This window comes from Paraburkholderia megapolitana (assembly GCF_007556815.1).
In the GTDB taxonomy this organism is placed as follows: Bacteria; Pseudomonadota; Gammaproteobacteria; order Burkholderiales; family Burkholderiaceae; genus Paraburkholderia; species Paraburkholderia megapolitana.
The window spans coordinates 998,372-1,024,949 of record NZ_CP041743.1 but is presented as its reverse complement, the minus strand read 5'-3'; the positions used below and the strand labels follow the sequence as shown (position 1 = coordinate 1,024,949).

Annotated in this window: 26 protein-coding genes and 2 riboswitches; of the genes, 12 read left to right on the top strand and 14 right to left on the bottom strand. The window is 59.4% G+C overall.

Annotation, left to right across the window (positions count from 1 at the left end; translation table 11 throughout):
- Positions 1-185: 185 nt before the first annotated feature.
- Positions 186-1,661 (top strand): MmgE/PrpD family protein, encoded by a 1,476-nt coding sequence (locus tag FNZ07_RS04325; RefSeq protein WP_091011757.1) that lies wholly within the window; start codon positions 186-188, stop codon positions 1,659-1,661.
- A gap of 23 nt (positions 1,662-1,684) precedes the next feature.
- On the opposite strand, the gene FNZ07_RS04320 is transcribed toward FNZ07_RS04325, so the two are convergent.
- A complete protein-coding gene (locus FNZ07_RS04320) occupies positions 1,685-2,563 on the bottom strand; it encodes a LysR family transcriptional regulator (protein ID WP_322789492.1) in 879 nt (292 codons plus the stop codon).
- A 155-nt stretch (positions 2,564-2,718) separates the two neighbouring features.
- Between FNZ07_RS04320 and FNZ07_RS04315 the strand changes: the two genes are divergently transcribed.
- Entirely contained in the window at positions 2,719-3,573 is an 855-nt protein-coding gene (locus FNZ07_RS04315; RefSeq protein ID WP_091012809.1) for an oxidoreductase, read from the top strand.
- Positions 3,574-3,701: 128 nt separating this feature from the next.
- Entirely contained in the window at positions 3,702-4,214 is a 513-nt protein-coding gene (locus FNZ07_RS04310) for a cupin domain-containing protein (protein ID WP_211367883.1), read from the top strand.
- Positions 4,215-4,266: 52 nt separating this feature from the next.
- Here the strand turns inward: FNZ07_RS04310 and FNZ07_RS04305 are convergent, their stop codons facing one another.
- Both FNZ07_RS04305 and FNZ07_RS04300 read right to left on the bottom strand, forming a co-directional pair.
- On the bottom strand, positions 4,267-5,625 hold the full coding sequence (locus FNZ07_RS04305) for an epoxide hydrolase family protein (protein ID WP_091011755.1): 1,359 nt from the start codon (positions 5,623-5,625) through the stop codon (positions 4,267-4,269).
- A 233-nt stretch (positions 5,626-5,858) separates the two neighbouring features.
- A complete protein-coding gene (locus tag FNZ07_RS04300; RefSeq protein WP_091011754.1) occupies positions 5,859-6,497 on the bottom strand; it encodes a TetR/AcrR family transcriptional regulator in 639 nt (212 codons plus the stop codon).
- 52 nt (positions 6,498-6,549) lie between these two features.
- Here FNZ07_RS04300 and FNZ07_RS04295 point away from each other — a divergent pair, with 52 nt between their 5' ends.
- Positions 6,550-8,091, top strand: a complete 1,542-nt coding sequence (locus FNZ07_RS04295; protein WP_091011753.1) for an FAD-dependent monooxygenase — start codon at positions 6,550-6,552, stop codon at positions 8,089-8,091.
- On the opposite strand, the gene mntP is transcribed toward FNZ07_RS04295, so the two are convergent.
- Positions 8,088-8,657 carry a manganese efflux pump MntP gene (gene mntP / locus FNZ07_RS04290; protein ID WP_091011752.1) on the bottom strand — a complete coding sequence of 190 codons (570 nt, stop codon included), beginning with the start codon at positions 8,655-8,657 and terminating at the stop codon, positions 8,088-8,090. The two genes, FNZ07_RS04295 and mntP, sit on opposite strands and share 4 nt — an antisense overlap.
- A 6-nt stretch (positions 8,658-8,663) precedes the next feature.
- A riboswitch (yybP-ykoY riboswitch) is annotated at positions 8,664-8,834 on the bottom strand.
- A gap of 82 nt (positions 8,835-8,916) precedes the next feature.
- Positions 8,917-9,099, top strand: a riboswitch (yybP-ykoY riboswitch).
- Positions 9,100-9,112: 13 nt separating this feature from the next.
- On the opposite strand from mntP, the gene FNZ07_RS04285 reads away from it, so the two are divergent.
- From FNZ07_RS04285 to FNZ07_RS04275, 3 genes are all read left to right on the top strand, one after another.
- On the top strand, positions 9,113-9,703 hold the full coding sequence (locus tag FNZ07_RS04285; protein ID WP_091012803.1) for a TMEM165/GDT1 family protein: 591 nt from the start codon (positions 9,113-9,115) through the stop codon (positions 9,701-9,703).
- A gap of 77 nt (positions 9,704-9,780) precedes the next feature.
- A complete protein-coding gene (locus FNZ07_RS04280) occupies positions 9,781-10,320 on the top strand; it encodes a hypothetical protein (protein WP_091011751.1) in 540 nt (179 codons plus the stop codon).
- 19 nt (positions 10,321-10,339) lie between these two features.
- Complete coding sequence (locus FNZ07_RS04275) at positions 10,340-10,888, top strand: GNAT family N-acetyltransferase (RefSeq protein WP_091011750.1); 549 nt, start codon at positions 10,340-10,342, stop codon at positions 10,886-10,888.
- A gap of 15 nt (positions 10,889-10,903) precedes the next feature.
- On the opposite strand, the gene FNZ07_RS04270 is transcribed toward FNZ07_RS04275, so the two are convergent.
- Both FNZ07_RS04270 and FNZ07_RS04265 read right to left on the bottom strand, forming a co-directional pair.
- Complete coding sequence (locus tag FNZ07_RS04270; protein WP_091011749.1) at positions 10,904-11,788, bottom strand: 4-hydroxy-tetrahydrodipicolinate synthase family protein; 885 nt, start codon at positions 11,786-11,788, stop codon at positions 10,904-10,906.
- Between the two features lie 2 nt (positions 11,789-11,790).
- On the bottom strand, positions 11,791-12,132 hold the full coding sequence (locus tag FNZ07_RS04265; RefSeq protein WP_091011748.1) for a hypothetical protein: 342 nt from the start codon (positions 12,130-12,132) through the stop codon (positions 11,791-11,793).
- A gap of 188 nt (positions 12,133-12,320) precedes the next feature.
- On the opposite strand from FNZ07_RS04265, the gene FNZ07_RS04260 reads away from it, so the two are divergent.
- Complete coding sequence (locus FNZ07_RS04260; RefSeq protein WP_170275663.1) at positions 12,321-13,352, top strand: phosphotransferase enzyme family protein; 1,032 nt, start codon at positions 12,321-12,323, stop codon at positions 13,350-13,352.
- Between the two features lie 167 nt (positions 13,353-13,519).
- Here FNZ07_RS04260 and FNZ07_RS04255 read toward each other — a convergent pair whose 3' ends face one another.
- On the bottom strand, positions 13,520-15,535 hold the full coding sequence (locus FNZ07_RS04255) for an arabinofuranosidase catalytic domain-containing protein (protein WP_245811497.1): 2,016 nt from the start codon (positions 15,533-15,535) through the stop codon (positions 13,520-13,522).
- Positions 15,536-16,798: 1,263 nt separating this feature from the next.
- On the opposite strand from FNZ07_RS04255, the gene FNZ07_RS04250 reads away from it, so the two are divergent.
- Positions 16,799-18,592: a c-type cytochrome gene (locus tag FNZ07_RS04250; RefSeq protein WP_091011745.1), complete on the top strand. Its 1,794-nt coding sequence runs from the start codon at positions 16,799-16,801 to the stop codon at positions 18,590-18,592.
- A 68-nt stretch (positions 18,593-18,660) separates the two neighbouring features.
- Here the strand turns inward: FNZ07_RS04250 and pqqE are convergent, their stop codons facing one another.
- The 6 genes from pqqE to pqqA all read right to left on the bottom strand — a co-directional run bounded on the left by pqqE (position 18,661) and on the right by pqqA (position 22,971).
- Positions 18,661-19,842, bottom strand: a complete 1,182-nt coding sequence (gene pqqE / locus FNZ07_RS04245; protein ID WP_091011744.1) for a pyrroloquinoline quinone biosynthesis protein PqqE — start codon at positions 19,840-19,842, stop codon at positions 18,661-18,663.
- Positions 19,843-19,844: 2 nt separating this feature from the next.
- Positions 19,845-20,135: a pyrroloquinoline quinone biosynthesis peptide chaperone PqqD gene (pqqD, locus tag FNZ07_RS04240; RefSeq protein ID WP_091011743.1), complete on the bottom strand. Its 291-nt coding sequence runs from the start codon at positions 20,133-20,135 to the stop codon at positions 19,845-19,847.
- The gene (pqqC, locus tag FNZ07_RS04235; RefSeq protein WP_245811478.1) at positions 20,132-20,839 is read right to left on the bottom strand and encodes a pyrroloquinoline-quinone synthase PqqC; all 708 of its coding nucleotides are present in this window, start codon (positions 20,837-20,839) and stop codon (positions 20,132-20,134) included. The genes pqqD and pqqC overlap by 4 nt, the downstream gene beginning before the upstream one ends.
- A gap of 11 nt (positions 20,840-20,850) precedes the next feature.
- Complete coding sequence (gene pqqB / locus FNZ07_RS04230; protein WP_091011741.1) at positions 20,851-21,771, bottom strand: pyrroloquinoline quinone biosynthesis protein PqqB; 921 nt, start codon at positions 21,769-21,771, stop codon at positions 20,851-20,853.
- Positions 21,768-22,772, bottom strand: a complete 1,005-nt coding sequence (locus FNZ07_RS04225; RefSeq protein ID WP_091011740.1) for an alpha/beta fold hydrolase — start codon at positions 22,770-22,772, stop codon at positions 21,768-21,770. Before FNZ07_RS04225 ends, pqqB begins: the two co-directional genes overlap by 4 nt.
- 124 nt (positions 22,773-22,896) lie before the next feature.
- Positions 22,897-22,971, bottom strand: a complete 75-nt coding sequence (gene pqqA / locus FNZ07_RS04220) for a pyrroloquinoline quinone precursor peptide PqqA (RefSeq protein ID WP_091012800.1) — start codon at positions 22,969-22,971, stop codon at positions 22,897-22,899.
- A gap of 438 nt (positions 22,972-23,409) precedes the next feature.
- Between pqqA and FNZ07_RS04215 the strand changes: the two genes are divergently transcribed.
- The 3 genes from FNZ07_RS04215 (at position 23,410) to FNZ07_RS04205 (ending at position 25,604) form a co-directional block, all read left to right on the top strand.
- Entirely contained in the window at positions 23,410-23,802 is a 393-nt protein-coding gene (locus FNZ07_RS04215) for a nuclear transport factor 2 family protein (RefSeq protein WP_091011739.1), read from the top strand.
- A gap of 87 nt (positions 23,803-23,889) precedes the next feature.
- A complete protein-coding gene (locus tag FNZ07_RS04210; protein WP_091011738.1) occupies positions 23,890-24,909 on the top strand; it encodes a MerR family transcriptional regulator in 1,020 nt (339 codons plus the stop codon).
- A gap of 98 nt (positions 24,910-25,007) precedes the next feature.
- The gene (locus FNZ07_RS04205) at positions 25,008-25,604 is read left to right on the top strand and encodes a polysaccharide deacetylase family protein (protein ID WP_091012797.1); all 597 of its coding nucleotides are present in this window, start codon (positions 25,008-25,010) and stop codon (positions 25,602-25,604) included.
- Position 25,605: 1 nt separating this feature from the next.
- Here FNZ07_RS04205 and FNZ07_RS04200 read toward each other — a convergent pair whose 3' ends face one another.
- Positions 25,606-26,574, bottom strand: coding sequence for a phosphotransferase enzyme family protein (locus FNZ07_RS04200; RefSeq protein ID WP_091012795.1), 969 nt, complete (start codon positions 26,572-26,574; stop codon positions 25,606-25,608).
- Positions 26,575-26,578: the final 4 nt, after the last annotated feature.

Genomic DNA, 26,578 nt, shown 5'->3' with positions numbered 1-26,578 from the left:
CAGGCGGCGTCTGGCGTTGATGCATTTGAACGCGCCGAAGTATCTGGCTTGTGTCTGAGAGGCGGGTCAATTGCAATGTCGTGTATCACGGCGATTCGCAGATACACTGCGACACAAAAAGCGCCTCGGCCTTCACGGTCGCGCACATCGCACCACCGAAACATTGGCCCACTCGAGGAGTCGTGATGCCCCCAATCGATCGCCGTTCAATGCTGCTTGCCTCTGCAACCATACCGCTGACTCTTGCCGGCTTTCGCGCCACGGATGTCGCCCAGGCGGCAGAGAGTGCGTCATCGGCTAAGCCACCAGTAGCACCAGAACCGCAAGACATCACACGCACACTCGCGCACTACATCGTCGCAGCGAAATACGACGATCTCCCACCCAAGGTCCGCAAGGAAGGCGTCCGCACGCTGTTCAACTGGGTCGGTGTGGCGATAGGCGGTTCCCATCACGAGACCGTCGACATCGCCGTATCGGCGCTTGCACCATTCTCGGGGCCACCGCAGGCGAATCTGCTCGGTCGTCGCGAACGATTCGACGTGATGAACGCCGCATTCCTGAATGGTGTATCGAGTCACATCTTCGACTACGACGATACTCATCTGAAGACGATCATCCATCCGGCCGGACCAGTCGCCTCGGCCATTCTTGCGCTCGCAGAAATGCAACCGGTGAATGGCAAGGATTTCCTGAACGCGCTCGTGCTCGGTGTCGAGACGGAATGCCGGATCGGCAATGCGGTGTATCCAAACCACTATGACGTGGGCTGGCATATCACCGGCACCACCGGCGTATTCGGTGCGGCGGCGGCCGTCGGCAAGCTGATAGGGTTGAATGAGCAGCAGATGATCTGGGCTCTCGGCCTTGCAGCCTCGCAACCGGTCGGTCTGCGCGAATCGTTCGGTTCGATGAACAAGAGCTTCAATCTAGGTCGCGCGGCGAGCAACGGTTTGTTCGCGGCGATTCTCGCGTCGAAGAACTTCACGAGTTCCGACAAGATGATCGAAGCGAAGCGCGGTTGGGCAAACACGCTCAGCACCAAACAGGACTACACGCAGATCACCGACGGGCTCGGCCAGCATTACGAAGCGGCGCTCAACACCTACAAACCGTTTGCCTGCGGCATCGTCATGCATCCGGCAATCGACGCTGCAATCCAGTTGCGCAACGAGAACAGACTGATACCGGACCAGATCGCTCGCGTTGAACTCAAGGTCAATCCGCTGGTACTCGAACTCACAGGAAAGAAGACACCGCGCGATGGGCTCGAAGGTAAGTTCAGCATCTATCACGCGACTGCGGTGGCGCTTGTCGAAGGAGCCGGCGGCGAGAAACAGTTCAGCGATCGAGCGGTACGCGATCCCGTCATCGTCGACCTGCGTGGCAAGGTCGTGCCGATCGTCGATCCCATGATCAAACCCGAGCAGGTCGATATGACCATCGTGCTAAAGGACGGGCGATCGCTGCACAAATATATTGAACACGCCATCGGTAGTCTCGAAGTGCCGATGAGCGATCAGGCACTCGAGAAGAAGTTTGCGGATCTCGCGGACGGGACCATCCCGGCTCAGCAGGCCCGTCACGTTATGGACCTGTGCTGGGGAGTGGAAGACCTGACAAACGCTGGTGATATCGCGAAGAATGCAGCGGCCGCTTGATGGCGCATTCGCGAAGACGGTTCTTAAGTCGCGGGCTTCAGCGACGCATTATGCCGCTCCCTTAAGAGCGTCAACAATGCCGCAAGCGCAGAGGAAACCTGCTTGCGCGATGGGTAATAAAGGAAGAATCCGGGAAAGGGCGGCGTCCACTCTTCCAGCAACCTGACAAGGCGACCCGATTCGATCGAGGCCGCTGCCTCGTGCTCCAGTACGTAAGCGACACCGAGTCCATCCACGGCGGCTTGAAGCATGGGCTCGGGTTCGTTGAACGTCAGCGGCCCGGACAGTTTTAGCTTCAGGTGACGGCCGTCCTTTTCAAACTCCCAGGCATAAAGCGTGTGCGCGCTAACCATCCGGTAGTTGATGCAAAGATGCGCCTGAAGGTCCTCCGGCATCCGCGGCGCGGGATAGCGCGCCAGGTACACCGGCGACGCGACGACTGCCATACGAAGCTCCGGTCCTACGCGAAGCGCAACCATGTCCTGCTCCAGTTTCTCGCCGAGTCGAATGCCGGCGTCGAAGCGATCGGCCACGATGTCGCGAAACCCATAATCGATGATGACTTCGAGCGTGGCTTGCGGATGCGCCGCGCAGAAATCGGCGAGCACGGGCCGGATGACAGCGTCATAAGCCTGGCGCGTCGCCGTGATGCGAAGCGTGCCGGAAACGCGATCGTGCTCGCGCCCCAGCGTGCCCAAGGTGTCATGGATTGCGGCAAGCGCGGGCTCCAGTGCGAGCAACAGCTTTTCTCCCGCCTCCGTCGGCGCGACGCTGCGGCTGGTTCGTCGCAATAACGCGATGCCGAGACGTTGCTCCAGCCGCTTGATCGTGTAACTGAGCATTGAGTTCGACACGCCGAGATCGGCGGCTGCGCGCGTGAAGCTGCGGGTTCTCGCAACCATGGCAAACGCCGACAGATCGTCAAGGCTGCCTCTCGGTATCGTGCGATCTGATGGCATGACTCATTCGAATTATCCAGGATGATTGCAAGGATAAGCGTCTCTACCATAGCGTCAAGGTGCGATTTCGATTCGTTCACAAGATGAAAGGTAAAGACATGATCAAGAAAAATGCTGTCTGGCTGATTACAGGCTGCTCGAAAGGTTTGGGCCGGGCGCTGGCTCTGGAGGCTCTCAAAGCGGGTTATCGCGTCGTCATGAGTGCACGGGATGTGTCCACGCTCGCGGACATCGTGAAGGAATACGGCGAGGCCGCCGCTGCCGTGGAGCTCGACGTTACCCGGGTCGATCAGGTGCGCGCGGCAGTGGCTGCGGCCGAAGCGCGCTTTGGGGCCATCGACGTGCTCGTGAACAATGCGGGCTACGGGTACCTCGCAGCGATCGAGGAAGGTGAAGACGATGACGTCCGGGAAATGTTCGAGACCAACGTCTTCGGCACCTGGAACATGATCAAGGCGGCGCTGCCCGGTATGCGCGAGCGTGGCCGCGGACACGTCGTCAACATCAGTTCGGTCGGCGGGCTGACGACTTTTCCGGCGGTCGGTTTCTACCATATGGCGAAGTTCGCCGTAGAGGGGTTATCCGAAACACTGGCCAAAGAGATTGCGCCTTTTGGTCTCGGTGTGACGGCCGTCGAGCCGGGCGCTTTTCGAACCGACTTCCGCGGCGGGTCCTTGAAGCAGTCGAAGACAAGACTGCCGGCCTATGCGGAGACCGCCGGCAAGGCGCGCGACAACGTATCCGCTGCGCATGGGGCGCAGCAGGGCGATCCGGTGTTGGGCAGCAAGGCGATCATTGCCGCTGTGGAGTCGGATCGACCGCCGATGCATCTGGTGATCGGTGGAGACGCACTCGATCTGATCCGCAAAAAACTCGCGGACCTCAATCACGATCTCGACACGTGGGAAACCGTGACGAGAAGCACCAGTTTCAAAGAACCCGAGAAGACCTGACACGCGTGTAAAGCAGATCCTTCCTTCTGGTCCGTCTCCGCTTGACCTATAGTGGTCTTCGCGCGGTCGCGCATGAAACGCGTTACCGCGCGCGATGAACGTCCACGAAATAGAGAAGGAGAGTCGTGATGGCAGGAGACAGCGTCAGCCGACGCCAGATGCTAGCGATGTTAGGAGGCATAGCCCCGTTGCTGTTGACCGGAGGAGCCGAGGCGAGTCCGATCGATACCAGCGAGACCATGTATACGCTGCCCCCGGATATCAAGTTCATCCCGCAGGTCGACGCGCCGCCGAAGAGTATCGAGAGCGCGTACCTGTATAGCAATCCGGTGAAGGAAGGCATCTATTACACGCTGATACGCTGGTACCCGGGCTATATGAGCGCGCCTCACAGCTACGCCTCGGATCGCTTATGCGTCGTGCTGTCCGGCACCTGGTGGATCAATAGCGGCCAGGACTTCGATCCTGGGCACACGGTGCCGGTGCCGGCCGGCACCTTCGTGCGGCGCATCGCGCGAACCTGGCATTACGACGGTGTTCGTCGCGGCGAACCAGAGCCGGTCGTGATTGCCATCTGCGGAATCGGTCCGGTGGATATCCGGCTGGCGGAGACGGACAAGCCGCTGGTTCGGGCTGTATAAAGCGGCATCGTTTCCTGTGTGGTGTCGGAAACCCCGCGGGGCTTCCGACGCTTCATTGCTGACGCAACGATCTCAACCCCGCACGAACTTCTTCCGCAAACAACTGCGGTTGTTCCCACGCCGCAAAGTGTCCGCCTTTCTCAACCCTGTTGTAATAGATCAGATTGTGATACGCCCGCTCTGTCCAGCTTCGCGGGGCCTGGTAGTTTTCTCGCGGAAAGACGCTGACGGCAGTCGGGATGGACACGTCGGCGGCGGCCAGGAAGTTGAAGTGCGACTCCCAATAGAAGCGCGCCGCGGAAATCCCGGTGTTAGTCAGCCAGTAGAGTGTGATGTCGTCGAGGACGTCGTTACGTGTCAGGCTACCGGCCGATTCGCCATTGACGTCGCGCCCAAACACCGCCGACGTCAATGCCGCGGCCGGCTGAACATAACCATCACCGTGATCGAGAAGCCAGCTTGCCAGTGCAACGGGTGAGTCCGCTAATCCGTACAGCGTTTGCGGGCGTGTTCCCATCTCGAGTGCGTAGGCGCGTCGTTTCTTGAAGGCCGAGTTGAGCTGCTCGTAAGCGTGCTTTTCGTCATCGGAGAGACCGGAGGGTGCTGGGTCGCCAGCCTGAAGCGCCTTTGCAATTTCCGGCGGAACCGTAGCGGGGAAGCTCACGTGTATGCCCAGCAATTCCGGCGGCGCCTGCTTACCCATTACATTGCAGACTACGCCACCAAGGTCGCCGCCTTGCGCTGCAAATTTCTCATACCCAAGGCGCTTCATGAGTACGACCCAGGCACGCGCGGTCTTCTCCGGTCCCCAGCCTGTCGTAGTCGGCTTGCCTGAAAAACCGTAACCCGGTAGAGACGGAATGACCAGATGGAAGGTATCCGACGCGCTCGCGCCATAGGCGGTCGGATTGGTTAGCGGATCGACGATCTTCAACTGCTCGATGATCGAACCGGGCCACCCGTGCGTGACGATGAGCGGCATGGCATTTTCATGTTTCGAACGAACGTGGATGAAATGAATATCCAGCCCATCGATCTCGGTGATGAATTGCGGCAGCGCGTTCAGCTTCGCTTCACATGCGCGCCAGTCGTAGTCTGTCGACCAATGGCGTGCGAATTCCTGCACCATCGCGAGCGGCACGCCTTGCGAGTCGTCGGTGACCGTCTCGCGCTCGGGCCACCTCGTTGCCTTGATGCGTCGTCGCAAATCGATCAGTTGCGATTCGGGAACGTGCACACGAAGCGGACGAATCGCGGTCGTGTCGCCGTTGGCCGGTTGCGTAATTTGCGTGATCGACGAATTCGTTTCTGCGAACGCGAGCTGGCTCAATGAGCCGGCAGCAACAGTCGCCGCGGCTACATTCACGAAACGACGGCGCGACGGCGATTGGGGAGAGGTGTTGTCGGACATAGGGTCTCCGGGTGGCAATGAAGCCGGGTTCCTGAGGCAGTGAAAGGTGCACTGCATCTCGAGCCCAACGCTCGAAGACCGTATTCGAGCGCACGGAGTTATCCCGCATGTGTCGGAGAATGTGGCTTTTGTATAGGCGTGTTTCAACACGTGCTGCGGATACATTACGGTACAAATGCGGACTTCATCGAGCGTAAGCAAAGGTGCGTTGTTCGCTTGCAGGTAGTGCCTGCTCAGGCGTAAGCCGTACCTTCCATTGCAGCTTTAACGCCGACGGTTCCTTGCTCGACCATAGCGAGAAACACCGCTTTCGCTTCCCCGGTATCTTGCCGCTGTCGGAAGGTTTGGTGAGCCTGGATGAGTGCCACGGTCCACACGGCAAAGAACAAACTCGCCGCCAGATGGGCGAGAGGATCGGCAGGTTCTTCTTCTACGCATTCGGATAGTGCCGCTGCCAGTACTTGCGTGAGTTCGTCGCGTATTGCTCTCGCCCGTGCCTTAAGGGTTTCACTACCCTCGATCGTCGCGATGAAGCCCTGGCTTGCCGCAGAGAATTCAACGAACGGACTCTGTTCCTCGGCAAGCCGGTGAGCGAGCAGACGCAACGTCTCGATCGGCGCCACGCGCGCATCGCGCTGTCGCAGTGCCTCACGCAGGATCTCGCGGAATTCCTCGTCACGATCGAAGAACATGTCCTCCTTGCGCGGAAAGTGGTTGAACACCGTCATTCGCCCGACGTCGGCGGCTTCCGCGATTTCGTCCACGGTCACTTCATCGAAGCCCCGTTCGAGGAAGAGGCGCGTGGCGATATTGGAGATGCCCTGGCGCGTGGCGAGGCGTTTGCGGGATCGACGGTCGGATGGCGTTGACATGGCACAGATGATATCTCAAAATATGTACTGAGTACATATTGGAATCAAGTACATGGAATTCATGATGGATGTCGTCATTGTGGGCGCCGGCCCTGTCGGACTTCTGAGCGCAATCGAGCTGACTCTGGGCGGTGCGCGCGTCCTCGTGCTCGAACGCCTCGCGGCCCCGAGCATGGCCAGCAAGGCACTCGGTATCGGACCGCTGGGAAGCGAAGCGTTGCAGCGTCGCGGCATGGCCGCGGCAATCGCCGCCGCAGAAGAGCACACCTTTACGACGATAAAGAAGTTCACTGAGCAGAACGGCCCGAACACGCGTGGAAAAGGGTCGAAGTTCAGCGGTCATTTTGCTGGCCTGTCTCTTATCCGCAAGGATGCGCAGAAGGAGCCGCAACGGCATGCACACCCCGTGGATCAACAGGCTGTCGAAGCGATGCTGGCAGAGCGCGTACGCGCGCTTGGCATCGAGGTGCGTCGCGAGTGCGATGTGACGAACGTTGTTCAGCGGGTGGACGGCGTCGATGTGGAGTGGGTATCTCCGGCGGGCGAAGACCGTATTCGTTGCGCCTACTTCGTGGGTTGCGACGGCGGGCGTAGCCAGATCCGCAAGATGGCTGGCTTCGCGTTCCCCGGCACGGCGCCGTCGATGACGATGTATCAGGCGACTGCCGAGATCGATCATCCCGAGCGCCTGTTGCCTACCGGTTGGCGTCGCACATCGGGCGGCGTGTTTTCTTATGGACCGTTTCCCGGTCGATTCTTCATGCTGGACTTTAGCGGTCCGCCTGAAGATCGCGAGGCTCCGGTCACGCGTGAGGAGATCGAAGCGGTTCTACGCAGGGTTAGCGGAGAGGATGTGCGTGTGAAGGCGCTCGAAAGCGCGAGCCGGTGGACCGACAACACGCGGCTTGTCGATACTTACCGTCAAGGCAGAGTGCTGCTTGCCGGCGATGCCGCACATGTCCATTCGCCGTTCGGCGGTCAGGGCCTGAGTCTCGGGCTAGTGGACGCTGCGAATCTTGGGTGGAAGCTTGCCGCGGTGGTTCGCGGCGAGATGCCCGACAGCCTGCTCGATACCTACACAGCCGAGCGTCGACCTGTCGCCGAAGCAGTCATGGCAAATACGCTCGCGCAGATCGCCATCATGCGACCCGATCCACAAGCGGGTGCGATGCGGGACATCGTCGCAAACCTGATGCAGTTCGATGACGTCAATCGCTTTATTGGCGAGATCATGAGCGGGCTTTCCATTCGTTACGACCTCGGCTCGGACCTTGACGATGTCGGACGGTTGATCGGCGACAAGCCGATCGACCTTAGCGATGCACATGTCTCGCTCTACGATGTCATGCAGGATGGCATGAGTGTTTTTCTCGATGCCTCAACCGACGGGAAAGCTTCAACGCTTGTGGCGAGCTGCACGCGACGAGTACGTTGCGTCGCTGTGGCTACCGGGCCTTCGATGCTGATTCGTCCCGATGCCTGCATTGCCTGGACCGGTGAAGAGAACAGCACAGACGGCCTGGAAGAAGCGCTGCATCGCTGGTGCATTCCGGCACTCGGCTTGCCGGTTGATGAGCAAGCAGCAAACGCCTAGCCGAAAATTTTCAGGTGCTCGGCGAGTATCGTGCTACCGATTCCGATCAGCACTACGCCGCCCGCCATCTCCGCACGCCTGCCCGCGACGCGACCGATCACACGACCGAGCATGACCCCGATCGTGACCATCGCCATGGTGGCGAGTCCGATTGCCGCAGCCGTCGAGTAGATGTTGACGTCGACAAAGGCGAGACCCGCACCGACCGCCATCGCATCGATACTCGTAGCAAAGCCCGTTAAGGCAAGCAACCAGAACGAATGCGTTGCGGGCTTCGTCTCTTCGATTTCTTTAGCGCTGAAGCTGTTGAAAGCCATGCGAGCGCCAAGGACGAGCAGCAACGTAAATGCGATCCAGTGATCCCATGCGGAGACGTATTGCGCTGCTGCTTTGCCAAGAAACCACCCGGCCAAAGGGGTTAGCGCTTCGATAACGCCGAAGATCAGTCCCGTCCTGATAGCCTCGCTCCAGCGAGGGCGATGGAGCGTGGCACCTTTGCCGATTGCGGCTGCAAAGGCATCGGTGGACATGGCGAAGGCGAGGAACAGGGTTGCGACAGGATTCATGAGAGCGAGCACTCAAGGTCGGGCAGAGAACCATGACACATCGCCGCGCCCGACCGGTCGCGTGATGTGTCGATGGTCTTGCCAACCTGACGGCTGCCTGCACCACGATCTGTGCGACCGAGTATGTTGATGCAGGCGCTTCCGGGCGGAAGCCGGCTACTCCCCAAAGACAGGGGCGAGCATAGCACGTCAGAAAGGTTTATGTAATTTTTCACCCTTCAATCGACTTGCTGCTGTAACACCTGACGCGATAGAATCGCGCCAGCTCATTGGGGAGTAGCCGCCCTGGACGCGATGTTCGGGGGCGCACGTCAACATACTTGGGGAGTCGCAAGACCCTCCATGGCGTACGCAGCGATATGCCTGGCAAGACCGATGACACGCATTCCGACCTAACCGGGTCGCCGGAATGCGCGTCATCGCGTTTTATCAGCGCGGCCCGGGTACAACTCCACATGCAATCCTTTCTCGTTTCGACCAGCGTGGTGGGCCTCGCCGAAATCGGCGACAAGACACAGCTGCTGTCTCTCGTGCTGGCTGCGCGTTATCGCAAGCCAATTCCTATCGCTCTAGGCGTGTTTGCCGCGACGTTGATAAACCACGCGGCATCCGGCGCATTAGGCGCATGGCTCGCGAGCGTTCTGAGCCCCGGCATTTTGAATTGGGCAGTCGTTGCATCGTTTGCGGTAATGGCCGTGTGGATTCTCGTTCCGGATAAGCTCGACGACGCCGATGCGGCGGTGACGAAAAATACGCTCGGCGTATTCGGCACGACGGCCGTGACGTTCTTTCTCGCGGAGATGGGCGACAAGACTCAAATCGTGACGATCGCGCTTGCTGCGCGATTTCATGAGTTTTTCGGCGTGGTCGCGGGTACGACGTTGGGCATGATGCTGGCGAACGTACCGGTTATCTATCTTGGACACAAGTTCGCGGACCGTCTGCCGACTAAGGCAGTGCATATTCTCGCGGCCATTATCTTTGTTGTGCTCGGTGGACTTGCCTTGAGAACGGCGCTTTATCCGGCGGCGCATCCGATGTTCTAATGAGGGCGGTCGATAAATGAGAGGGCGCGCGCGAATTGCACGTGAAGCGTGTGGGGGTTAAAGCCGAGGAGCCAAACATGAACAACAAGGAATTGCAGGTCGAGGTAACCGAGATGCTGTCCGCCGGCAAAAAGAAGCAGGACGTTTTTGCTGTGCTATCCGGGAGGGGTGTCAAGGATCGGGTTGTTGCGTACTTTATCGCGGCGCATCTCGATCCACGACGCTACGCCGAGAACAAGATCCATCGTGGAATCATCATCGCTATTATCTGCATCCAGGGGGTGCTCGGTATTCTCGCGGGGATCTCTATTGCTGCCAGTGACTCGCCGACTGTGGGGTTGGTGGTCGGGGCGATTGTGCTGCTTATCACCGGGCTGTTTGTGTGGGGATTCGCGAAAAACAAAGCCAGCGTATACAACGCATTTATCCTTCTCTCGATAGTAGCGATGCCGGGGCAGATATCGAGTTTCGTGGAGGACCCTGTTTCGACCTCACTGGGGATGGCAATCGGCGTTGCGGTTATCGTTTACGTCTGGTATGTCCGTCAACGGCTGTTCCCGGATTTTGCGTTTTTGGGCGTCAGGAAGGTGAACGGCCAGTACGTTTTCTCGGACTGAGTCTTCAACAACTAGCGAGATGAACATCCTGAACACAACATCCTTTGATTCTTCAATTCTGTCGACACCTCGTATCAGACTTGAACCTCTTGCTGCGAGCCACGCCGCAACGATGTTCGACGGATTGAGCGATCCCGCTTGCTATCGCTACATTCCGGAAGAGCCACCGGGGAACGTCGAGGATCTGGCTGCCAGATATCGCATGCTAGAAGGGCGTCGTTCCCCTGATGGTACTGAGGCATGGCTGAACTGGGCGTTGATTGGTCTCGATGGCAGGTCGCACGGCTATGTCCAGGCCACGGTAGACCTGAATGCGAAAGAGGCCTGGGTAGCGTATTTCGTTTTCTCGTCGAGTCAACGTCAGGGCTATGCGAGAGAAGCTTTAAGCGGGTTGCTTCCCGCGCTTCGCGCAGCGTACGGGATCACCAGGTTCAATGCCGCAATCGACACGCGCAATGTCGCATCGATTCGGCTCGTTGAGTCGCTTGGTTTTGTCCTTGACCGGCATGTGAAGAACGCTGACGAGTTTAAAGGATCCGTCAGCGACGAATTTCACTATTCGCTCTAACAGCCAGGACGAAGGCTAACTTGTCGCGAGGGCAAACTCCGAGCGCAGATCCTGCAACGTATCGCGGGCCTGCGACAAACGCTCCACCAGCTGCGCAGAAGCGCGCGTGATGGGCATGCGGGTTTCATCCGTCATCGGGTGATCGAATGCCAGCATCGCCTTGATTGCGGAGGGATTCGGTGCAGCGAACAACAGCCGCAACACCGGCAGCAAGCTCGCAAATAGCGTGCGCGCCTCTACCTCGCGATCGGTCTGGACCAGTTCCTGCACTTCGACCAGCAGATCCGCACAGACATGTGCGCTTGCCAGAATGCCACCCGATCCACCGCCGCTTACGCAGTCGACAAATGCTTCGTCGGTGCCGCACAGCACGCTGATCGGCAGGCTATGCAATGCGTCGAAGTGATCCTTCACGCATTCCTTGATCGCGAGGATGTTGTCGTGTTCCAGCAGGCGTTCGACCGTAGCCGGTGCGATTGCCACGCCGGTGCGATGCGGGACGTCGTAGAGCACGATCGAGTGATCGGTTGCGCGCGCCACCTGTTCGAAGTGCCACTGCACACCGGTTTGATCGGGGCAGATGTAGGAAGGCGGGGAGACCAGGTAGCCGGCACAGTCCCAGTGTTCGTAACGCTGGATCTCGCGCAGGACTTCGCGCGTATCGGAGCCGCCCACGCCTATCAGCACGGGCAGGCGCGTACCAACGACATCCGTTAGCGCTTGCAATACCTCAACGCGCTCACCCTCTGACAGCAGCGCTGCTTCGCCGGTGGTACCCAATGCGACGAAGCCACTAATCTCCGTGCGCAGATAGTAGTCGGCGAGACGTTGCAACGCGTCGATATCTACGGCGCCGTTGCGAAACGGCGTGACAATCGGCAACCAGACTCCTGAGTACATGACTAGCGTACCTCCGCGCTGGCGCCACGGCGTCGTAGTTGCCCGATGATTGCCTCGGGCAAGGTGGCAATCAGCGTGTGCATCGTGCAGTCGAGATCATCGGGTGCAATGTCGAAATGCACGAGAACGTTTCCGCGGACGATTTCCGTGCGGACCACGTAGACGCCTAGCGGGGAGTACAGAAGCGTTCGCAGCAGCTCGCGCGAAGCCGCTTCGGTACGGCCAGGAAGCGTTACGGGGAGCAGCACACGTGGGGCGCGGAACGGGATGACGTTGTTGCGGGAGATCGGTCGTGCGCGTTGGGGCACGGCGTCGAAAATCTGCAGCGGTTGTGTGAGAGCCATGAGATGTGGCCGAGCCACGGTGGTTGTTTCAGACAACTTCGAGGGTAGACTTCCCCGTGTAAACGCGGTGCAAAAATGCGGATGGTGGGCGTCAAGAAATCGTGGTGGCTTCGACGAATCTCCGGAGAAGCTCATTGAAAGGAAACGCATGGAAAATGCGATATCGCGTCAAGTTCTGGAGCGTCTATATGGTCGACCTTGAGAATGCCACCCGCAGGCCACTTCGAGCGGTGTATTCGACGATCGATGGAAACGAACTCCGCGATTTCATCGCCTCGACGTATCCTTTTGAACCGGCGCTTACCTGTGGCTTGTTACGCAGGGGTTTCAACGATGTTTACGACCTTCGCTTTGCCGATGGCCGCCGCAGCGTAGCTCGTCTAAGCTCACGTCGGGCTAGAGGAGAGTCAAATGTTAGTTACGAAACCTCGCTGCTTTTTCATCTTAAGACCTTAGGTGGTCATGTAGCCGCACCAATCCGCACGAATACCGGTGCTCTGAGTATCGAGGTTGACACAGCGGAAGGTCATCGCTCGCTTGTCATATTTGAATTTCTTGCAGGCGATCCGCCAGGCGTCGCGTTGCGTGACGTTAGAACGATGGCTGCGAGCCTCGCAAATCTTCATCGTTTAGCGCAGACCTATAGTGGACCAGCAAGCAAGTATGTTCTGAATGTCGATCATTTGATCAATCGACCGCTACAACGGCTTCTGGATCACTCGTCGATGGATGAGGTTCTTGAGGGACGATTGAGATCCGTTGCCTCGGTTCTGATCGAGAAGATCGAAGCGGCGACGCAATTGACCACGGTGGCTTGTCACGGTGACTGCCATGGTGGAAACACGTTTATGACCGATTCTTCGGACGGGAGTCGCATCGCATCGTTCTTTGATTTCGACGATGGTGGTCCGGGCTACCTCGCTTACGATCTCGCGGTTTATCTGTGGGCTAATTTGTTGAACACCAAGGAGTCGGAGCTGGACGCAGAACAGCTTGAGCGATGGAAGTCGTTTATCGAGGGATATCGCGAATCGTCGCCATTATCTTCGAGCGATTTCACAGCTATAGCGCCGTTTGTGTCTGCGCGGCACTTCTGGTTTCTGGGGGAGTATGCAAGCCGCAGCGACGAGTGGGGTTCCGCTGTGCTCCCGCCTAAATGGCTTCACAAACAGGTCGACAAACTTGAACGGTGGAAGACGCTTGAAACGCCCGAGGTATGACGGCGATATCCGCAGCGCTAATTCGTATCCGGATGGCGCCGAAGCACCATCCGAATCACCTGCTCACAAACTTCCAACCTGCACTTCGCTTACTTCCCCGTCGAACTTCCAGAGACTCCATTCCCCGACAAACCGGAATCTCCAGAAGGTCAACCAAAGCTTCAGCCCTACATCCCCAGGTTAGACACAATCGCAAGACCAGGACAGTAATGCGTAGCACTCAGATAAGCCGCTTGCTGTGAGCGAACTCCGCTAGCGCTAGACGTAGGCGGATCGATAAACACGGACGCATTGTTCGATCCCGCGGGAGCCGTAAGCGTCATCGTTACTTTCCACCAGTTGCCCGATTTCACTGCGCTCAGCGAAGTCGCCTGCCCCGCGCCCCATGTCCCACGCACTACAGCACCCGTATTCGTATTGATCACCCAACCAAATTCGGTGCCGTTTGCATCGTCGGTCTGAATCGATCCACCAGGAAAGACCGTTGCGTTGGTGGTAGCGAGTACGTAGTCGGTGAAGCTATACGACTGCCCGCCCTGAACTCTAATGACCTCATGGATGTTGGAAACCGACGAGCCATTTGTGCTGATAACCTCGGCGGCCCCTTTGTTGACTCTCGAGATATCCGTCGCAGGTTCGGCCGTGCCGCCATTTGACTGGGACCATGCGTCCGGTGCGGCAAGACCCAACGGCGAGTTGATCAGATTGTTTGCATAGCAGGCAGCTGCCGCTTTGTCGGCCGGCGGTCCGTAAAAGCCTGCGATGCTCGCTTGAATTGCGTTATCGGTCGTATTGGATGTTGCCTTGGTGATCACCGCGCCTTCGAAGAACTGGATCGGCGCAGCGCTACCATCGCCGCCTTCGCCCAGCGACAAACCGCCCTGCCATTGCCCGTTAAATGCGTGACCCGCAAGGCCGCCGAATTGATAGGCTTCCGGCGGCGCCTGGTCAAAGACCGCTGTGAGAACACTTTGCGAGGCGGAACCGCCTTTAACTGCGAAGACATTTGACGCGGTCAACGGTGAGTATTTCGCGAGTACCGTGACGAACTTCTCTTTCGCGGGCTGTTGCGGGCCGTACAGATAAACGCCTGCTTCCGCGTCGACGCCCGGCCAGTTCGTATCGAGTGCGTTGCATGCCGGATCTTTTACACCGGGTGCCTGGCTCGACTCACCGTCACAGTAGCCGTAAGGGGCCGAGGCGCCGTTTGCGAACGCCAGTCCAAACATTTCCCCTTCGACTTCCGTGCTTGGGTGCGTCGTGTTCTCCATATTTCCGTAGGTGCCGCAGCACGTCGAGGACTGGCTATAGTGTGCGCCCGCCACCATGTATTCGGCGATGTCGCTGTCGCCAATCGACTGGTTCACCGTGCCGAACCTGTTGCGGTACGCCTGTCCCGCCAATGTCCCCAGAGCCGGAATCTGCGCGCCTTGCAGTGGCACGAAGCCTAGCGTGGCGGGGGTGCCAGCAAGCGCCGGCAAGTCGTTACCGATCGTGAGCTGAAGAGTCGGTGACTGGGCGGTTAGCGCAGCTGGTGGACTGCTCAGTTGGACCGTCAATGCTCTTCCCGGCAACGTGATCGTCGCAAAGCCGTTGAGGACCGGAACAGTCGTTGTCTTTTGCGATCCCGATCCACTGCCCGCAACGGTCAGCGACTCCGTTCCGTCCTGGTTGAGCGTGAGCGTGGCAGGCACATTGCCAAACGCTCCGCCTTTGAGGGGCGCAACGAGGTCCATCTGATCGTAGATGTACGTAACTGAACAGGTTGTGTTGCTGCAAAACGCGTTCGCGTTCTTGACGTTGGCTGAGCCGATCAACGTACGGTCTGCACCGTGTGGCAAGGTACCCGACGTATAGGGGTAGACGTTCTGCATCGCATGGTCAGATGCGCGTTGTATCTGGAACAAAGGGCCCTTGTAATTTCTCGTTAGCAGGCGCGTCACGCTGTGTGCCGCGGAGCACGGCGTATTGGCTGTTGCGGCGGTATCGCAAGGTAGAGACACCGCGTTAGCCTCGTCCGTCGATGTGCTGTCATTTGACGAGGCGGCAGCATTCGATTGCGTCGCCGCGTTTTGTGCCGACGCATTCGTATTCGCATTGGCGTTCGCGTTTGCCACGCCTGCCGCCTGAGAACCGGACGCACCGCTACTCGATCCATCACATGCAGCAAGCCCGACTGTCATCGCCAACAAAACGGAAATTAATCCAATTCCTCTGGACATCATGACTTCCTCCGATGAAACCACGCTTCTGATTGGGCCCGCACAACCTTGTTGTAGAGACTGAGTTGCCGGGGATCGTCACTGGTCAAGCAGGTATTCCATAGAACGGTCACTTACTCCTGCGGGTTAGAGCAGGCGCTACAGGGTGACGCGACATGCTGCTTCGTTCGTGCAGCGCCGGGAAAGGAGATCGGTGATGGGGTAAAGCGTGAAGATGCCGGCAAGCTGGGCTGCACTTGAGCGACACGTGGCGGTGTAGCAGGCTTGTCAGGTAATAATATTAATCAACAAGTTCACCCCTTCGCCCCAGGACAATCCCGTATTTTCGCGCGATAGAGCGGGAATCTATGCCTAGGTACGGGAGTTCGAGACACCAAAGGGCGAGGTGTTGAAAATATTATGCCTAATATTACTAATTGGAAGGCGACAAGATTGTGACCGAACACGCGTGGCGGCTGGGACATGCGAACCGAATATTCGGGGCTACGCTGGGTTGTGCGGCACGCGTCGTCACGGAGGACGGACGGCGAAGTACGAGCGGCTACGAACATTAGCGGTCGCACCGGGTTCGTCGAACAAGCGTCGTTCGTCGCTTGCGGCTACGAAAAACTCGACTACAAGGACGAGGCAATTGCTAAAGAAATTTCAAGGTCGCTTAGCGAGGGCCACTGAATTTTCCAAGCCAATTCGCATGACTTTCATCGTTTGCGAATTCAATTGCCTTTAGTAAATCGATACACCTAAGACTCAACTACCTAAGATAGTCTAAAGACGATCACACTGCATCCAGTTTCCTGGATTTTCCCCCGGATTCCCTGGATTTTTCTACGATTTTTCATTCGATTTTTCATAGTCCTCGATTGCATTGCGCACACGGTGTTCCTTCTCTGACGCGCTCTCGCTTTTCACCTATACTGGACAGACCCGATTCTTTGAGTCGGGTCTTTTTGCTTCAATTCAGCTTTTCAATCTGGAATCGGAAGTCTTTGCGCACTTGCCTGTCGTAGAGAGAGGCGAGGGCACTTCGCGAATTCTAAAGAATGAGGTCATCACAGATGACATCATGGAGACAGGCCCATGCGGACATACCGCATGGGCTGCTGATGGCTGAACCATTACCGGCGACCGGTGCCACCGAGCGTACCGTTTCGTCGCATTCCCCTACCGCCTGTTCCGTTTGTTCCGCTTGTTCAATTCGCTACCCGTCTTAGGGAGGCTACTTCAATGCGTGTTCCGTCTGCGTCAACCGTTGGTTTTCTCACTCGACTAGCCAGTGCAGCAGGCCTGGCAGCCGTCTCGCTGGCCCTTGTGCCGACTGTGCATCTGATCAAACCGGTCGAGGCAGCCGAAAGCGCCGCGACCTGCAATAACGCGGCAACCGGCATCTCGTTGCCCGCGGGTTTCTGCGCGACAGTTTTTGCCGACAATCTTGGCCATGTGCGACAAATGGCGGTAGCCGCGGACGGCACGCTCTACGTCAACATGTGGAGCGGCACCTACTACCAGGAAAACACGCCACCTGACGGCGGCTACCTCGTCGCGCTAAAGGACACTAAAGGCGTGGGGCAGGCGGATGTGATCCAGCATTTCGGCGAGACCGCTGCAGAAGGCGGTCATGGCGGCACTGGCCTCAAGCTTTATAACAACGCGGTCTACGCCGAAAGCAACGACCGCATCATGCGTTATGCGCTCAAGAGCGGCGATGTCGCGCCAAGCGGTAAAGGCGAAGTCATCGTCTCCGGCTTGCCGGTCACCGGCGATCACCCGATGCACCCGATCGCGATCACCCCCAAGGGCGATCTGCTGGTCGATCTCGGCTCGGCGACCAACGCGTGCGAGAAGCAGAACCGCACGCCGCATTCGCCAGGCAATCAGCCATGTACCGAGAAGGAAACGCGCGCCGGCATCTGGCGTTACGACGCGAACAAGACCGGTCAAACGTTCTCGGCCGCCGAGCGTTATATCAGCGGTCTGCGCAACGGAGAAGGGATTGCGCTCGACGGCGCGGGTCGGGCTTTCTCGACACAGCATGGTCGCGATCAGCTTCACGAAGACTGGCCGGAACGCTTCACCGCGAAGGAAGGCCAGGAGCTGCCGGCTGAAGTCATCGTCGAGTTGAAGCAAGGTGCCGACTACGGCTGGCCCGAATGCTATTACGACGGCATGAAGAAGAAGCTGATGCTGGCACCGGAATACGGCGGCGATGGAAAGAAGATCGGACTGTGTGCGAATCGCACATGGCCGGTCGCTGCATTTCCAGGTCACTGGGCGCCGAACGATCTGACGTTCTATGAAGCGCAAAGCGGCTTCCCGAGCGCGTACCGGGGCGGTGCATTTGTTGCCTTTCACGGCTCGTGGAATCGGGCGCCGGCGCGTCAAGGCGGCTACAACGTGGTGTTTCAGCCGTTCCGCGACGGCAAGGGTGTCGGCAACTACGTGATCTTTGCCGATGGCTTCGCTGGGGCCGTGAAGGAGCCGGGGCAAGCGGCGTTTCGTCCGACCGGTCTAGCGGTGGCACCTGATGGCGCACTCTTCATCTCCGACGATGTCCACGGTCGCATCTGGCGCGTGACCTATAGCGGCGATGCGAATGCACCGATTGCTGCCGCACCGACGCCGACAGCCGCGCAGTCGGCGTCGGGCTCGCAGTTACCGCCTGAAGGCATCCATCCGGACGCGGGCAAACCGACCGCCGGTTTGCCTGTGCCGCCGGGCTCATCGAAAGCCGAAGTCGAACTCGGCGAGCGCGTGTTCCTCGGCCAGGTGGGCGGTGCGACCTGTGCCGGTTGCCATGGCTCGAACGGCAAGGGCTCAGGAATCGGCGCCGATCTGACGAAGGGCACATGGCTGTGGAGCGATGGCAGTCTGTCGGGTCTTGGCGAGACTATTGCCAAAGGTGTCGCGCATCCGAAGGAGCACAGCGACCTGATGCCGCCGATGGGTGGCGTGCAACTGTCGCAGAAGGACCTTAAGGCCGTGACCGCTTATGTGTGGGCGATCGGGCATCAAGGGCAGTGATGCCTCCCGGTTCAGGCGCATCGTTCGACGAGGTGCCTGGACCGAAGCAGCAGAGCGTCGCTTGAGTCTTAGGGCTGGCCAGTTGCAGGCGTAGCGGCCAGCCGACGCGAATTGGCATCGTTGCGAAACAGGATCGGTTGTTCGCGCGGTTGCATGGCGGCGTTTGAATCCGCCGTCGTTGCAGCGCGACGCACAACCTGCACCACCGTGTCGTGCGACGGCGACTTGTCGCACACCGGATCGGCATTCGCTGCGTCGCCGGTCAGCATGTACGCCTGGCAGCGGCAACCTCCCAGGTCGCGCTCTTTCTCGTCGCAACTGCGGCACGGCTCTTTCATCCAGTCGAGGCCGCGAAAGCGGTTGAACGCCGCGCTTTCATACCAGATCTCGCGCAGCGGCATCTGCGTCACGTTCGGAAAATCGAGTCCCGGCAGGCTGCGCGCGCTATGGCAAGGTAACGCGGCGCCGTCAGGCGCAATGCCTAAGAACACCGCGCCCCAGCCATTCATACAGCGCTTCGGGCGACGCTCGAAATAATCCGGCACGACAAAGAAGATCTTGCAGCGGTCTCCGTGTGTGCGGCGATAACGCTCCACGACGGCCTCGGCTTCGTCGAGTTGTTCGCGCGTCGGCATCAGTTGCGCCTGGTTCGTGTGCGCCCAGCCGTAATACTGTGTGTTCGCCAGCTCCAGGTATTCGGCGCCCATCGCGAGCGCCATGTCGATAATCTTGTCGACGTGCGGAAGATTGAAGCGATGCAGCACGCAGTTCAGCACCATCGGAAAGCCGTGCTGCTTGATCGATGTGGCGACTCGTTGCTTGAGGTCGAAGGTGCGTGTGCTGCTCAGGAAATCGTTCAGTTCCTGAGTCGAATCCTGGAACGACAGCTGGATGTGATCGAGGCCCGCGGCCTTCAGGTCGCCAAGCCGTTTATCGGTCAGGCCGACGCCGGAGGTGATCAGATTGGTGTAGAAGCCGAGTTCGCGCGCTTCTTTCACGAGCACTTCGAGGTCGTCGCGCACGAGTGGTTCGCCGCCAGAAAACCCGAGCTGCGCGGCGCCGAGTGCGCGAGCCTGGCGCAGTACGTCGATCCATTGCGCGGTGTCGAGTTCGCGGTTGTGCTCCGTATAGTTGACGGGGTTGTAGCAGAACGCGCAATGCAACGGGCAGCGATAGGTAAGCTCGGCCAGCAGCCACAGCGGTGGTGCTATACCGGTGGCCGTAGCAACGGGCGCTGAAGAATCGCTCATCGCTATTCCAGCCAGCCGTGCGCCTGCGCATCGACGAGAAACGCACGCACTTCGGTGCCGAGTCCGGTTGTATTGAACGCGAGCTCCAGATCGGCGATCAGCGTGTCCACGTCGCGTGTACCGTCGCAGCGCTTGAGGATTTCCGCGGCGCTCTGATTGAGCTTCACCATACCCTCGGGATACAGCAGCACATGCGCGTTCTGCGCCGGCTCCCATTGCAGACGAAACAGCGCCTTGATCTTCGGACGATGAAGCGTCGGCTCATCACCGGCGGTGTGTGATAGATCGTTCATTGCGGAAAGGCCTTTTCGATCGAGTCCAGCATGGTCCACAGGATGTCGAGCTTGAACTGCAGGATCTCGAGTGCGCGTTCCTGCTGCTCGCGTCGCTTGAAATAATCGAGCGTGACTTCCAGCCCGTGCTGCACGTCGCGCTGTGCAAGCGAAATGCGCGAACGGAAGTACGCGAGGCCCGCGGGATCGATCCAAGGATAATGCTCCGGCCAGCTCGCAAGCCGGTCGCGATGCACCTGCGGCGCGAACATCTCGGTCAGCGACGAACAGACCGATTCCTGCCACGGAGCGCGGCGCGCGAAGTTCACGTAGGCATCGACGGCAAAACGCACACCTGGCGTCACATGTTCGAGCGACCACAGTTCGTCGCGCGACAAACCGACTGCGTCGGCAAGACGCGCCCAGGTCTCGATGCCGCCCTCTTCGTCGCCGTAGCCGTCGTGGTCGAGAATGCGCAGCACCCAGCGGCGGCGCGTCTCGCGATCCGTGCAGTTCGACAGGACCGCTGCGTCTTTCAGCGGAATGTTGATCTGATAGTAGAAGCGGTTTGCGACCCAGCCGCGGATCTGTTCGCGCGAACACCCGCCGCTATTCATCTTCACGTTGAACGGATGATGGATGTGATAAGCGGTGCCCTTTGCACGCAACTGCGCTTCGAATTCGTCGCGCGTCCAGGCGGGTGGCGTAGTGTCCTCTACGTTCATGCCGTCTCCGTTCATAGTTCGAAGGTCATCCCGTCATAGGCGACTTCGATTCCGTGTTCAGCCAGCACGCGCCGCTCGGGACCATCCTCGACGAGGATCGGGTTCGTGTTGTTGATATGAATCAGCACCTTGCGCGCGCGACCGGTGCCAAGCGAGTCGAGTACCTCGATCATGCCGCCCGGGCCCGACTGCGGCAGATGGCCCATGTCGGCGGCGTTCTTCTTCGACAAGCCGAGACGGATCATTTCGTCGCCGGTCCATAGCGTGCCGTCGACCAGCAGCAAGTCTGCTTCGCGCATTGCCGCAAGCACGTGTGACTCGATCGCGCCGAGGCCCGGCGCGTAGAACACGCGCTTGCCGGATTTCAAGTCGGTGATCATGAGGCCGATGTTGTCGCCACGTTCAGGCGCATTGCGGTGCGGTGAATACGGTGGCGCTTTACTCGACAGTGGCAGTGCGTCGATCTGCACGCCGGGTAGCGGGGCTACCGCCAGCGGCGCATCGTCGAGCGCGATGCGGCGATGCTCGACGCCGCAGTAGTGCGACAGGATCGGGCCGACCGGAAAGCCGCTGGACAGGTCTTGCCATACCGCATCGGTGGCGTATAGCGGCAGCGGTGTGTCGCGTTCGCGCAGCATCAGCAGGCCGGTGACGTGGTCGATCTGTGCATCCATGACGAGCACGGCGGCAATGCCGCTGTCGCGTGCGCGGCGAGCCGGCTGCAATTCCGGATGAGCGGCGATCTGCGCGAGCAGATCGGGCGATGCGTTGACGAGCAGCCAGTCATCGCCATTCGTGCTGATGGCGATCGACGACTGGGTGCGGCGAGTCGCCTTCAGCGTACCGCGCCGCACGCCGTCGCAATTGCGGCAATTGCAGTTCCATTGCGGAAAACCGCCGCCCGCCGATGAGCCGAGTACCTTGATCTTCATGCTGCGCGGCGCACGGCGCGCCCCTCGTGAGCGGATGGGATGAACATCGTTTCGAGCGCGCGGGCAACGCGTTCGTGCAGCACCGGGTCGCTTGCCAGATGACCCGCGCCACGCACGTATTCAATCTGTGCAGTGGGAACCGCGTGTGCAAGGCGCCGTAAGTTGCCTCGCGGACAGACCGGATCGCGCACACCGTGCACCGCCGCAAGCGGTACGCCGGCCCTGGCGGCATTGCGCGCGAGTTCAAGCAGACGGGTTTCGCCGAGCCAGCAGCGATGCGCGAGGTAGTGCGCCTGGATGCGGTATTTGCCGATCAACCGGCGCGTTTCGCGCGGTGAGCTTGCTGTCGCCGCGTTTATCTGACGCGCATCGCAATGACCAAGCACGGCTTCTTCGTAGTTGCGCCACGCAAGCACGACAGCGCGCTGTCGTGCGGGGTTCGCGCCGTCTTGCAGCGCCGTATGGCAGCGGGAGAGCAAAGCGGCGGGTCGATCACAACGTGCCGCAACGCACAGTCGGGACGACGCGCGCGGCGCGCGGCCGCGCGATCTGACGAAGAGACCGCGCACCTCGCGTGCAGAAGTCAGGAATAGTCCGCGCAGCACGACGCCTAGCACCGCTTGTGGATGCTGCCCTGCGTACGCAAGCGCAAGAGCGGCTCCCCACGATCCACCGAGCACGCCCCAGCGTTCGAAGCCGAGCCGCATGCGAATCGCTTCGAGATCGTCGATCAGATGGTCAGTGCGGTTATGACGGATGCTGCCGTGCGGGGTCGAGGCGCCGGTGCCGCGCTGATCGATCAACACGACTCTGAAGCGTGTCAGATCGAAGAGCCGCAATGCGCCAGGCTGACTGCCGCTACCCGGGCCGCCGTGCAGAACGGCGATTGGCACACCATCGGGAGCGCCTGCTATCGCGAACGATACGCGATGACCATCGCGTGTGCGCAGCGTGTCGATCTCAAGTGGGGGCGTTGCTTGCCGCGGGCTGGGCTTCGTCATGGAGACATCCTTGCGAGCGGCTTGTCGTGATCGGTTGATCGATGCACTAGTGTGTTTCCGCCATGCAAGCGCTGCGGTAACACGTTCCGCAGAAGGGCCGCATACTGCCGCGGCCCATACAGGCTTAACGCGTTGCGATATACATCGTGATTTCGAAGCCTAGACGGATATCGGTGTAGCTAGGAGTTGTCCATTGCATCGTTGCGTTCCTCCATGTGACTGATACAGATTTGTCGCCGTCGGCCCGGCGCGATACCGGACTTCATGGGCGCTCGACAGCACGCAAGCTCCATGCCCAACACTGCTTTGCACGGTACTTTCGTTTGATTACACCGCGTGGTGCGGCGAAAACCTGGCAAGGTGTTCGATCGTTGTCGTGCGGTTTGCATCGTCGCGCGACGAACGCGATTCAACGATTGCTCTAGCGTACCCGAAAATGCGCTTGCCGATACGCGGTCAATCGTTCCACCTAGCATGTCTGTTCGGAAACAATCGAATTGCGATCACACGAGAACCTTCTTCATGAATGCGACGAGGGCCAGTCATAGCCGCAGAAGATGTCCACTCGAAAAGTTGATATTGTTGCACGGGGCTGCGTTAGAGACGTCCCTCAAAATCCTCCTCTGCGACCAACACCATGACTACCGCTTCCGACACCGCCGCTCATGTGGTTCAAGAGTTCTGGCGTCTTATGGCTACCAACAATTTCCCCAGCGTCGCAGCGGTTCTGGCCGACGACTTTGTCCTCGAGTACCCACAATCGAAAGAGCGCATTCGCGGTGCGGCCAATTTTGTCCAGTTCAATGCGCAATACCCGGCGCATGGCCCGTGGGTTTTCACAATCAACCGGATCGTGGGAAATGGGCAGGAGGCGGTGTCAGACGTGCTCGTCACCGATGGCGTCCAGCATGCTCGAGCAATCTCGTTCTTTACGGTCGAGCGCGGCAAAATTGTCCGTATGGTGGAATTCTGGCCCGAGCCGTATGAGCCGCCATTCGATCGCTCACAGTTTGTCGAGCGCATCGAGTAAGAAAGCCAGAATAAGAAAACCAATCTGCTTGACCCTCACGTAACGTAAGGTTCTAGCCTTCATCGTGCGCACTGAACGGAGGCTTGCATGCTCTTGAAAGTAGGGGAACTGGCGAAGAAGAGCGGACTGACCGTCCGCACGCTGCATCACTACGACGCCATTGGCCTGCTTGTCCCGTCGGCGCGCGCCGATAACGGCTACCGGCTGTACAACCGCGACGACATTGCCCGGCTCCATCGGATCCAGGCGTTGCGTGGCTTCGGTCTTTCGCTGGCCGACATCGGCGCTTATCTAGCCCAGCCCGACACACCGCTTACCGACCTCGTCGCGCGTCAGATCGCGATGCTCGACGGGCAGATCGACGAGGCGGCGCGCCTGCGCGGCCGTCTCCAGGAACTGCATCGCACGTTGATGGACGGCAAGGAGCCCGAGCTGGCCGACTGGCTCAATACGCTGGAGTTGATGACGATGTTCGACCGCTACTTTTCTCAAGAAGAACTGGACCGCCTGCCGATGTATCACAAGACGCAGACGCAATCCCCCGAATGGACGGAGCTCGTCGCGCAGGTGCGCGCGCTGATGGATGCGGGCGTGCCGCCCGCCGATGAACGTCCACGCTCGCTCGCGGACCGCTGGATGGCGATGCTCGCGCACGACACCAACAACGATCCGCGCATGCTCGCAAAACTGAACTACATGCACGACAACGAGCCTGCAATGCAGGCAAGCATCGGCATTTCGCCCGTGTTGCGCGATTACGTGGTGCGCGCTTTCGGCGAGTCGAAGATGGCGGTCTATGAGCGCTATCTGTCGCCTGAGGAATTTTCCTTTCTGCGCGCGAATTACGGCAAGCGTGCAATGGAATGGCCGCAATTGATGGCCGATGTGCGCGACGCAATCGACGCAGGCGCTACCCCCGATTCGCCACAAGCACGCGAGCTGGCGCTGCGGTGGATGGATCTGTTTCGCAGCTACGCGGGCGACGATCCGGCGACACATGCGAAGTTTCGCGAGGCGCTGCAGAACGAGCCCGAGTTGACGAAAGGATCGTGGACCGATGAGACGTTGCTTGGGTTTATGCGCGAGGCGATGAGGCGGCTCGCATAGCTATCGAGCAGGTGCGACAGGGCGACACGATGGGGATTGAGTTATCGTGTTCGCTCGCTCGATTTTTCGAGTCTGCAACAGTCATCCCGATGATGAACATGTCAACGCAATTGAGCTTCGACGACGGACCAGGACCATCGACGCCGGCACTGCTCGATGTATTGCGCGATGCCTCGTGTCGGGCGACGTTCTTCCTGCTCGGAAAAAATCTGGCCGGATCGCTCGACGTTGCAGCGAGGATGGTGCGGGAAGGGCATGTGCTCGGGAACCATACTTACTCGCATGCCCGGCCCGGTGTGTTGCCGGACGCGGAGTTGATCGATGAGATCGAGCAGACCGATGCATTGATCCTTGAGGCTTATCGACTTGCCGGTGTCCCTAAGCCTGCTTCCATTCCGCTACGTCTTCCCTACGGGGCGGATTCGCAGGATGTTCGTCTTAACGTTCTTGCACGTCTTGCGCGTAGTCATACGGGCTGGACGGCAATACTCGACGATTGGCGTCGGCCTGCACCATCGCCAGATGCATTGCTCGACGCCATGCGTCGTCATATTGGCGAAAGCGTTGCACAAGGGCTCGATGTCCTGCTATGCCTGCACGACAGCTCACGGTATGCCGAAGCGCATCCCGCAACGGTCGATGCAGTGCGAATGCTGCTAGGCGATCCGGACTGGCAACCCGGTCGGTGCCTCTAGACTAAAGCCCCCGCGGGATGTCGCTCTGTAACTGCCACCAGCATCCAAGGAATCCCATGCCGGGGCCGGGCATCCACAGGTGGCGTTGCGCGGCCTCCAGATGGATCAACACCTGGTCCGCGCAGAACAGGTACATGAGCGCATCGCGGTTCTCGTGCATCCGGTCCGATGCAGTTGTATCCGGCTGGGTCTCGGCGTAAGTGCGCAGTCCCATGTCCCAAAGCCCGATGTCGTAGACGAAGCGATCTTCGACGGTTGTGTCGCGTGAAAGCGCGAACAGTGCAAAGGCAGCTTCCAACCCATGTGCGCCTTGCCCGACATCGTCGAAATCGAGAATGCCGCGTACGTTTCCATCGATAAACAACAGGTTGCCCGCGTGATAGTCGCCGTGCAGCCAGCGCACCGGCTCGGTTGTCCAGACACCGCGCGCAGCAGCGGCCCCGAGATGTGCACCGATGTGTTGCAACAGCAAGTCGTACTGTTCGAGCAGGAGCGCAGGCAAAGGTGGCGCCGGCCGCGCGGCAACGCGTGCATAGCGCGTGTTTAGCCAGGCGAGCGGGCTCGATTCGCTTGCGGGTATCGTTGCCATCGCGGCGTGCAGATGCGCAAGCGTACGCATGGCATCGACGACACCTCGCTGCGCGTCGTCAAGTAGACCAGGGCTACCGGGAATGTGCTCGAAGAGATGTAGCCAGCTTCCATCGGCAGTCTGGATGTAGGGCTGTGCAGTTACAGTCGGTTGCAACCGGGGTAACGCGGGAAGGTGAGGCGCCGAAGCGACGTAATCGAGTGCCGACTTCTCGCACCGAACCTGCTCGACGGATTTACCGGGCCACGAAACGCGCAACACCGCAACGCGCGAATCGCAATGGACGAGATACGATTTGTTAGTATGGCCCGACGATAGCAGTTGCAATCGCGCCTGCACGATGCCCCAGTGCCGGTGAAGAAGAGATTCGAGCGTTTCCACGACA

What these genes read in the sequence shown, in the direction of transcription:
- FNZ07_RS04325 (WP_091011757.1), top strand. Translation starts at nt 186, where the DNA reads ATGCCCCCAATCGATCGCCGTTCAATGCTGCTTGCCTCTGCAACCATA.
- FNZ07_RS04320 (WP_322789492.1), bottom strand. Translation starts at nt 2,563, where the DNA reads ATGGTTGCGAGAACCCGCAGCTTCACGCGCGCAGCCGCCGATCTCGGC.
- FNZ07_RS04315 (WP_091012809.1), top strand. Translation starts at nt 2,719, where the DNA reads ATGATCAAGAAAAATGCTGTCTGGCTGATTACAGGCTGCTCGAAAGGT.
- FNZ07_RS04310 (WP_211367883.1), top strand. Translation starts at nt 3,702, where the DNA reads ATGGCAGGAGACAGCGTCAGCCGACGCCAGATGCTAGCGATGTTAGGA.
- FNZ07_RS04305 (WP_091011755.1), bottom strand. Translation starts at nt 5,625, where the DNA reads ATGTCCGACAACACCTCTCCCCAATCGCCGTCGCGCCGTCGTTTCGTG.
- FNZ07_RS04300 (WP_091011754.1), bottom strand. Translation starts at nt 6,497, where the DNA reads ATGTCAACGCCATCCGACCGTCGATCCCGCAAACGCCTCGCCACGCGC.
- FNZ07_RS04295 (WP_091011753.1), top strand. Translation starts at nt 6,550, where the DNA reads ATGGAATTCATGATGGATGTCGTCATTGTGGGCGCCGGCCCTGTCGGA.
- mntP (WP_091011752.1), bottom strand. Translation starts at nt 8,657, where the DNA reads ATGAATCCTGTCGCAACCCTGTTCCTCGCCTTCGCCATGTCCACCGAT.
- FNZ07_RS04285 (WP_091012803.1), top strand. Translation starts at nt 9,113, where the DNA reads ATGCAATCCTTTCTCGTTTCGACCAGCGTGGTGGGCCTCGCCGAAATC.
- FNZ07_RS04280 (WP_091011751.1), top strand. Translation starts at nt 9,781, where the DNA reads ATGAACAACAAGGAATTGCAGGTCGAGGTAACCGAGATGCTGTCCGCC.
- FNZ07_RS04275 (WP_091011750.1), top strand. Translation starts at nt 10,340, where the DNA reads ATGAACATCCTGAACACAACATCCTTTGATTCTTCAATTCTGTCGACA.
- FNZ07_RS04270 (WP_091011749.1), bottom strand. Translation starts at nt 11,788, where the DNA reads ATGTACTCAGGAGTCTGGTTGCCGATTGTCACGCCGTTTCGCAACGGC.
- FNZ07_RS04265 (WP_091011748.1), bottom strand. Translation starts at nt 12,132, where the DNA reads ATGGCTCTCACACAACCGCTGCAGATTTTCGACGCCGTGCCCCAACGC.
- FNZ07_RS04260 (WP_170275663.1), top strand. Translation starts at nt 12,321, where the DNA reads ATGGTCGACCTTGAGAATGCCACCCGCAGGCCACTTCGAGCGGTGTAT.
- FNZ07_RS04255 (WP_245811497.1), bottom strand. Translation starts at nt 15,535, where the DNA reads ATGACAGTCGGGCTTGCTGCATGTGATGGATCGAGTAGCGGTGCGTCC.
- FNZ07_RS04250 (WP_091011745.1), top strand. Translation starts at nt 16,799, where the DNA reads ATGCGTGTTCCGTCTGCGTCAACCGTTGGTTTTCTCACTCGACTAGCC.
- pqqE (WP_091011744.1), bottom strand. Translation starts at nt 19,842, where the DNA reads ATGAGCGATTCTTCAGCGCCCGTTGCTACGGCCACCGGTATAGCACCA.
- pqqD (WP_091011743.1), bottom strand. Translation starts at nt 20,135, where the DNA reads ATGAACGATCTATCACACACCGCCGGTGATGAGCCGACGCTTCATCGT.
- pqqC (WP_245811478.1), bottom strand. Translation starts at nt 20,839, where the DNA reads ATGAACGTAGAGGACACTACGCCACCCGCCTGGACGCGCGACGAATTC.
- pqqB (WP_091011741.1), bottom strand. Translation starts at nt 21,771, where the DNA reads ATGAAGATCAAGGTACTCGGCTCATCGGCGGGCGGCGGTTTTCCGCAA.
- FNZ07_RS04225 (WP_091011740.1), bottom strand. Translation starts at nt 22,772, where the DNA reads ATGACGAAGCCCAGCCCGCGGCAAGCAACGCCCCCACTTGAGATCGAC.
- FNZ07_RS04215 (WP_091011739.1), top strand. Translation starts at nt 23,410, where the DNA reads ATGACTACCGCTTCCGACACCGCCGCTCATGTGGTTCAAGAGTTCTGG.
- FNZ07_RS04210 (WP_091011738.1), top strand. Translation starts at nt 23,890, where the DNA reads ATGCTCTTGAAAGTAGGGGAACTGGCGAAGAAGAGCGGACTGACCGTC.
- FNZ07_RS04205 (WP_091012797.1), top strand. Translation starts at nt 25,008, where the DNA reads ATGTCAACGCAATTGAGCTTCGACGACGGACCAGGACCATCGACGCCG.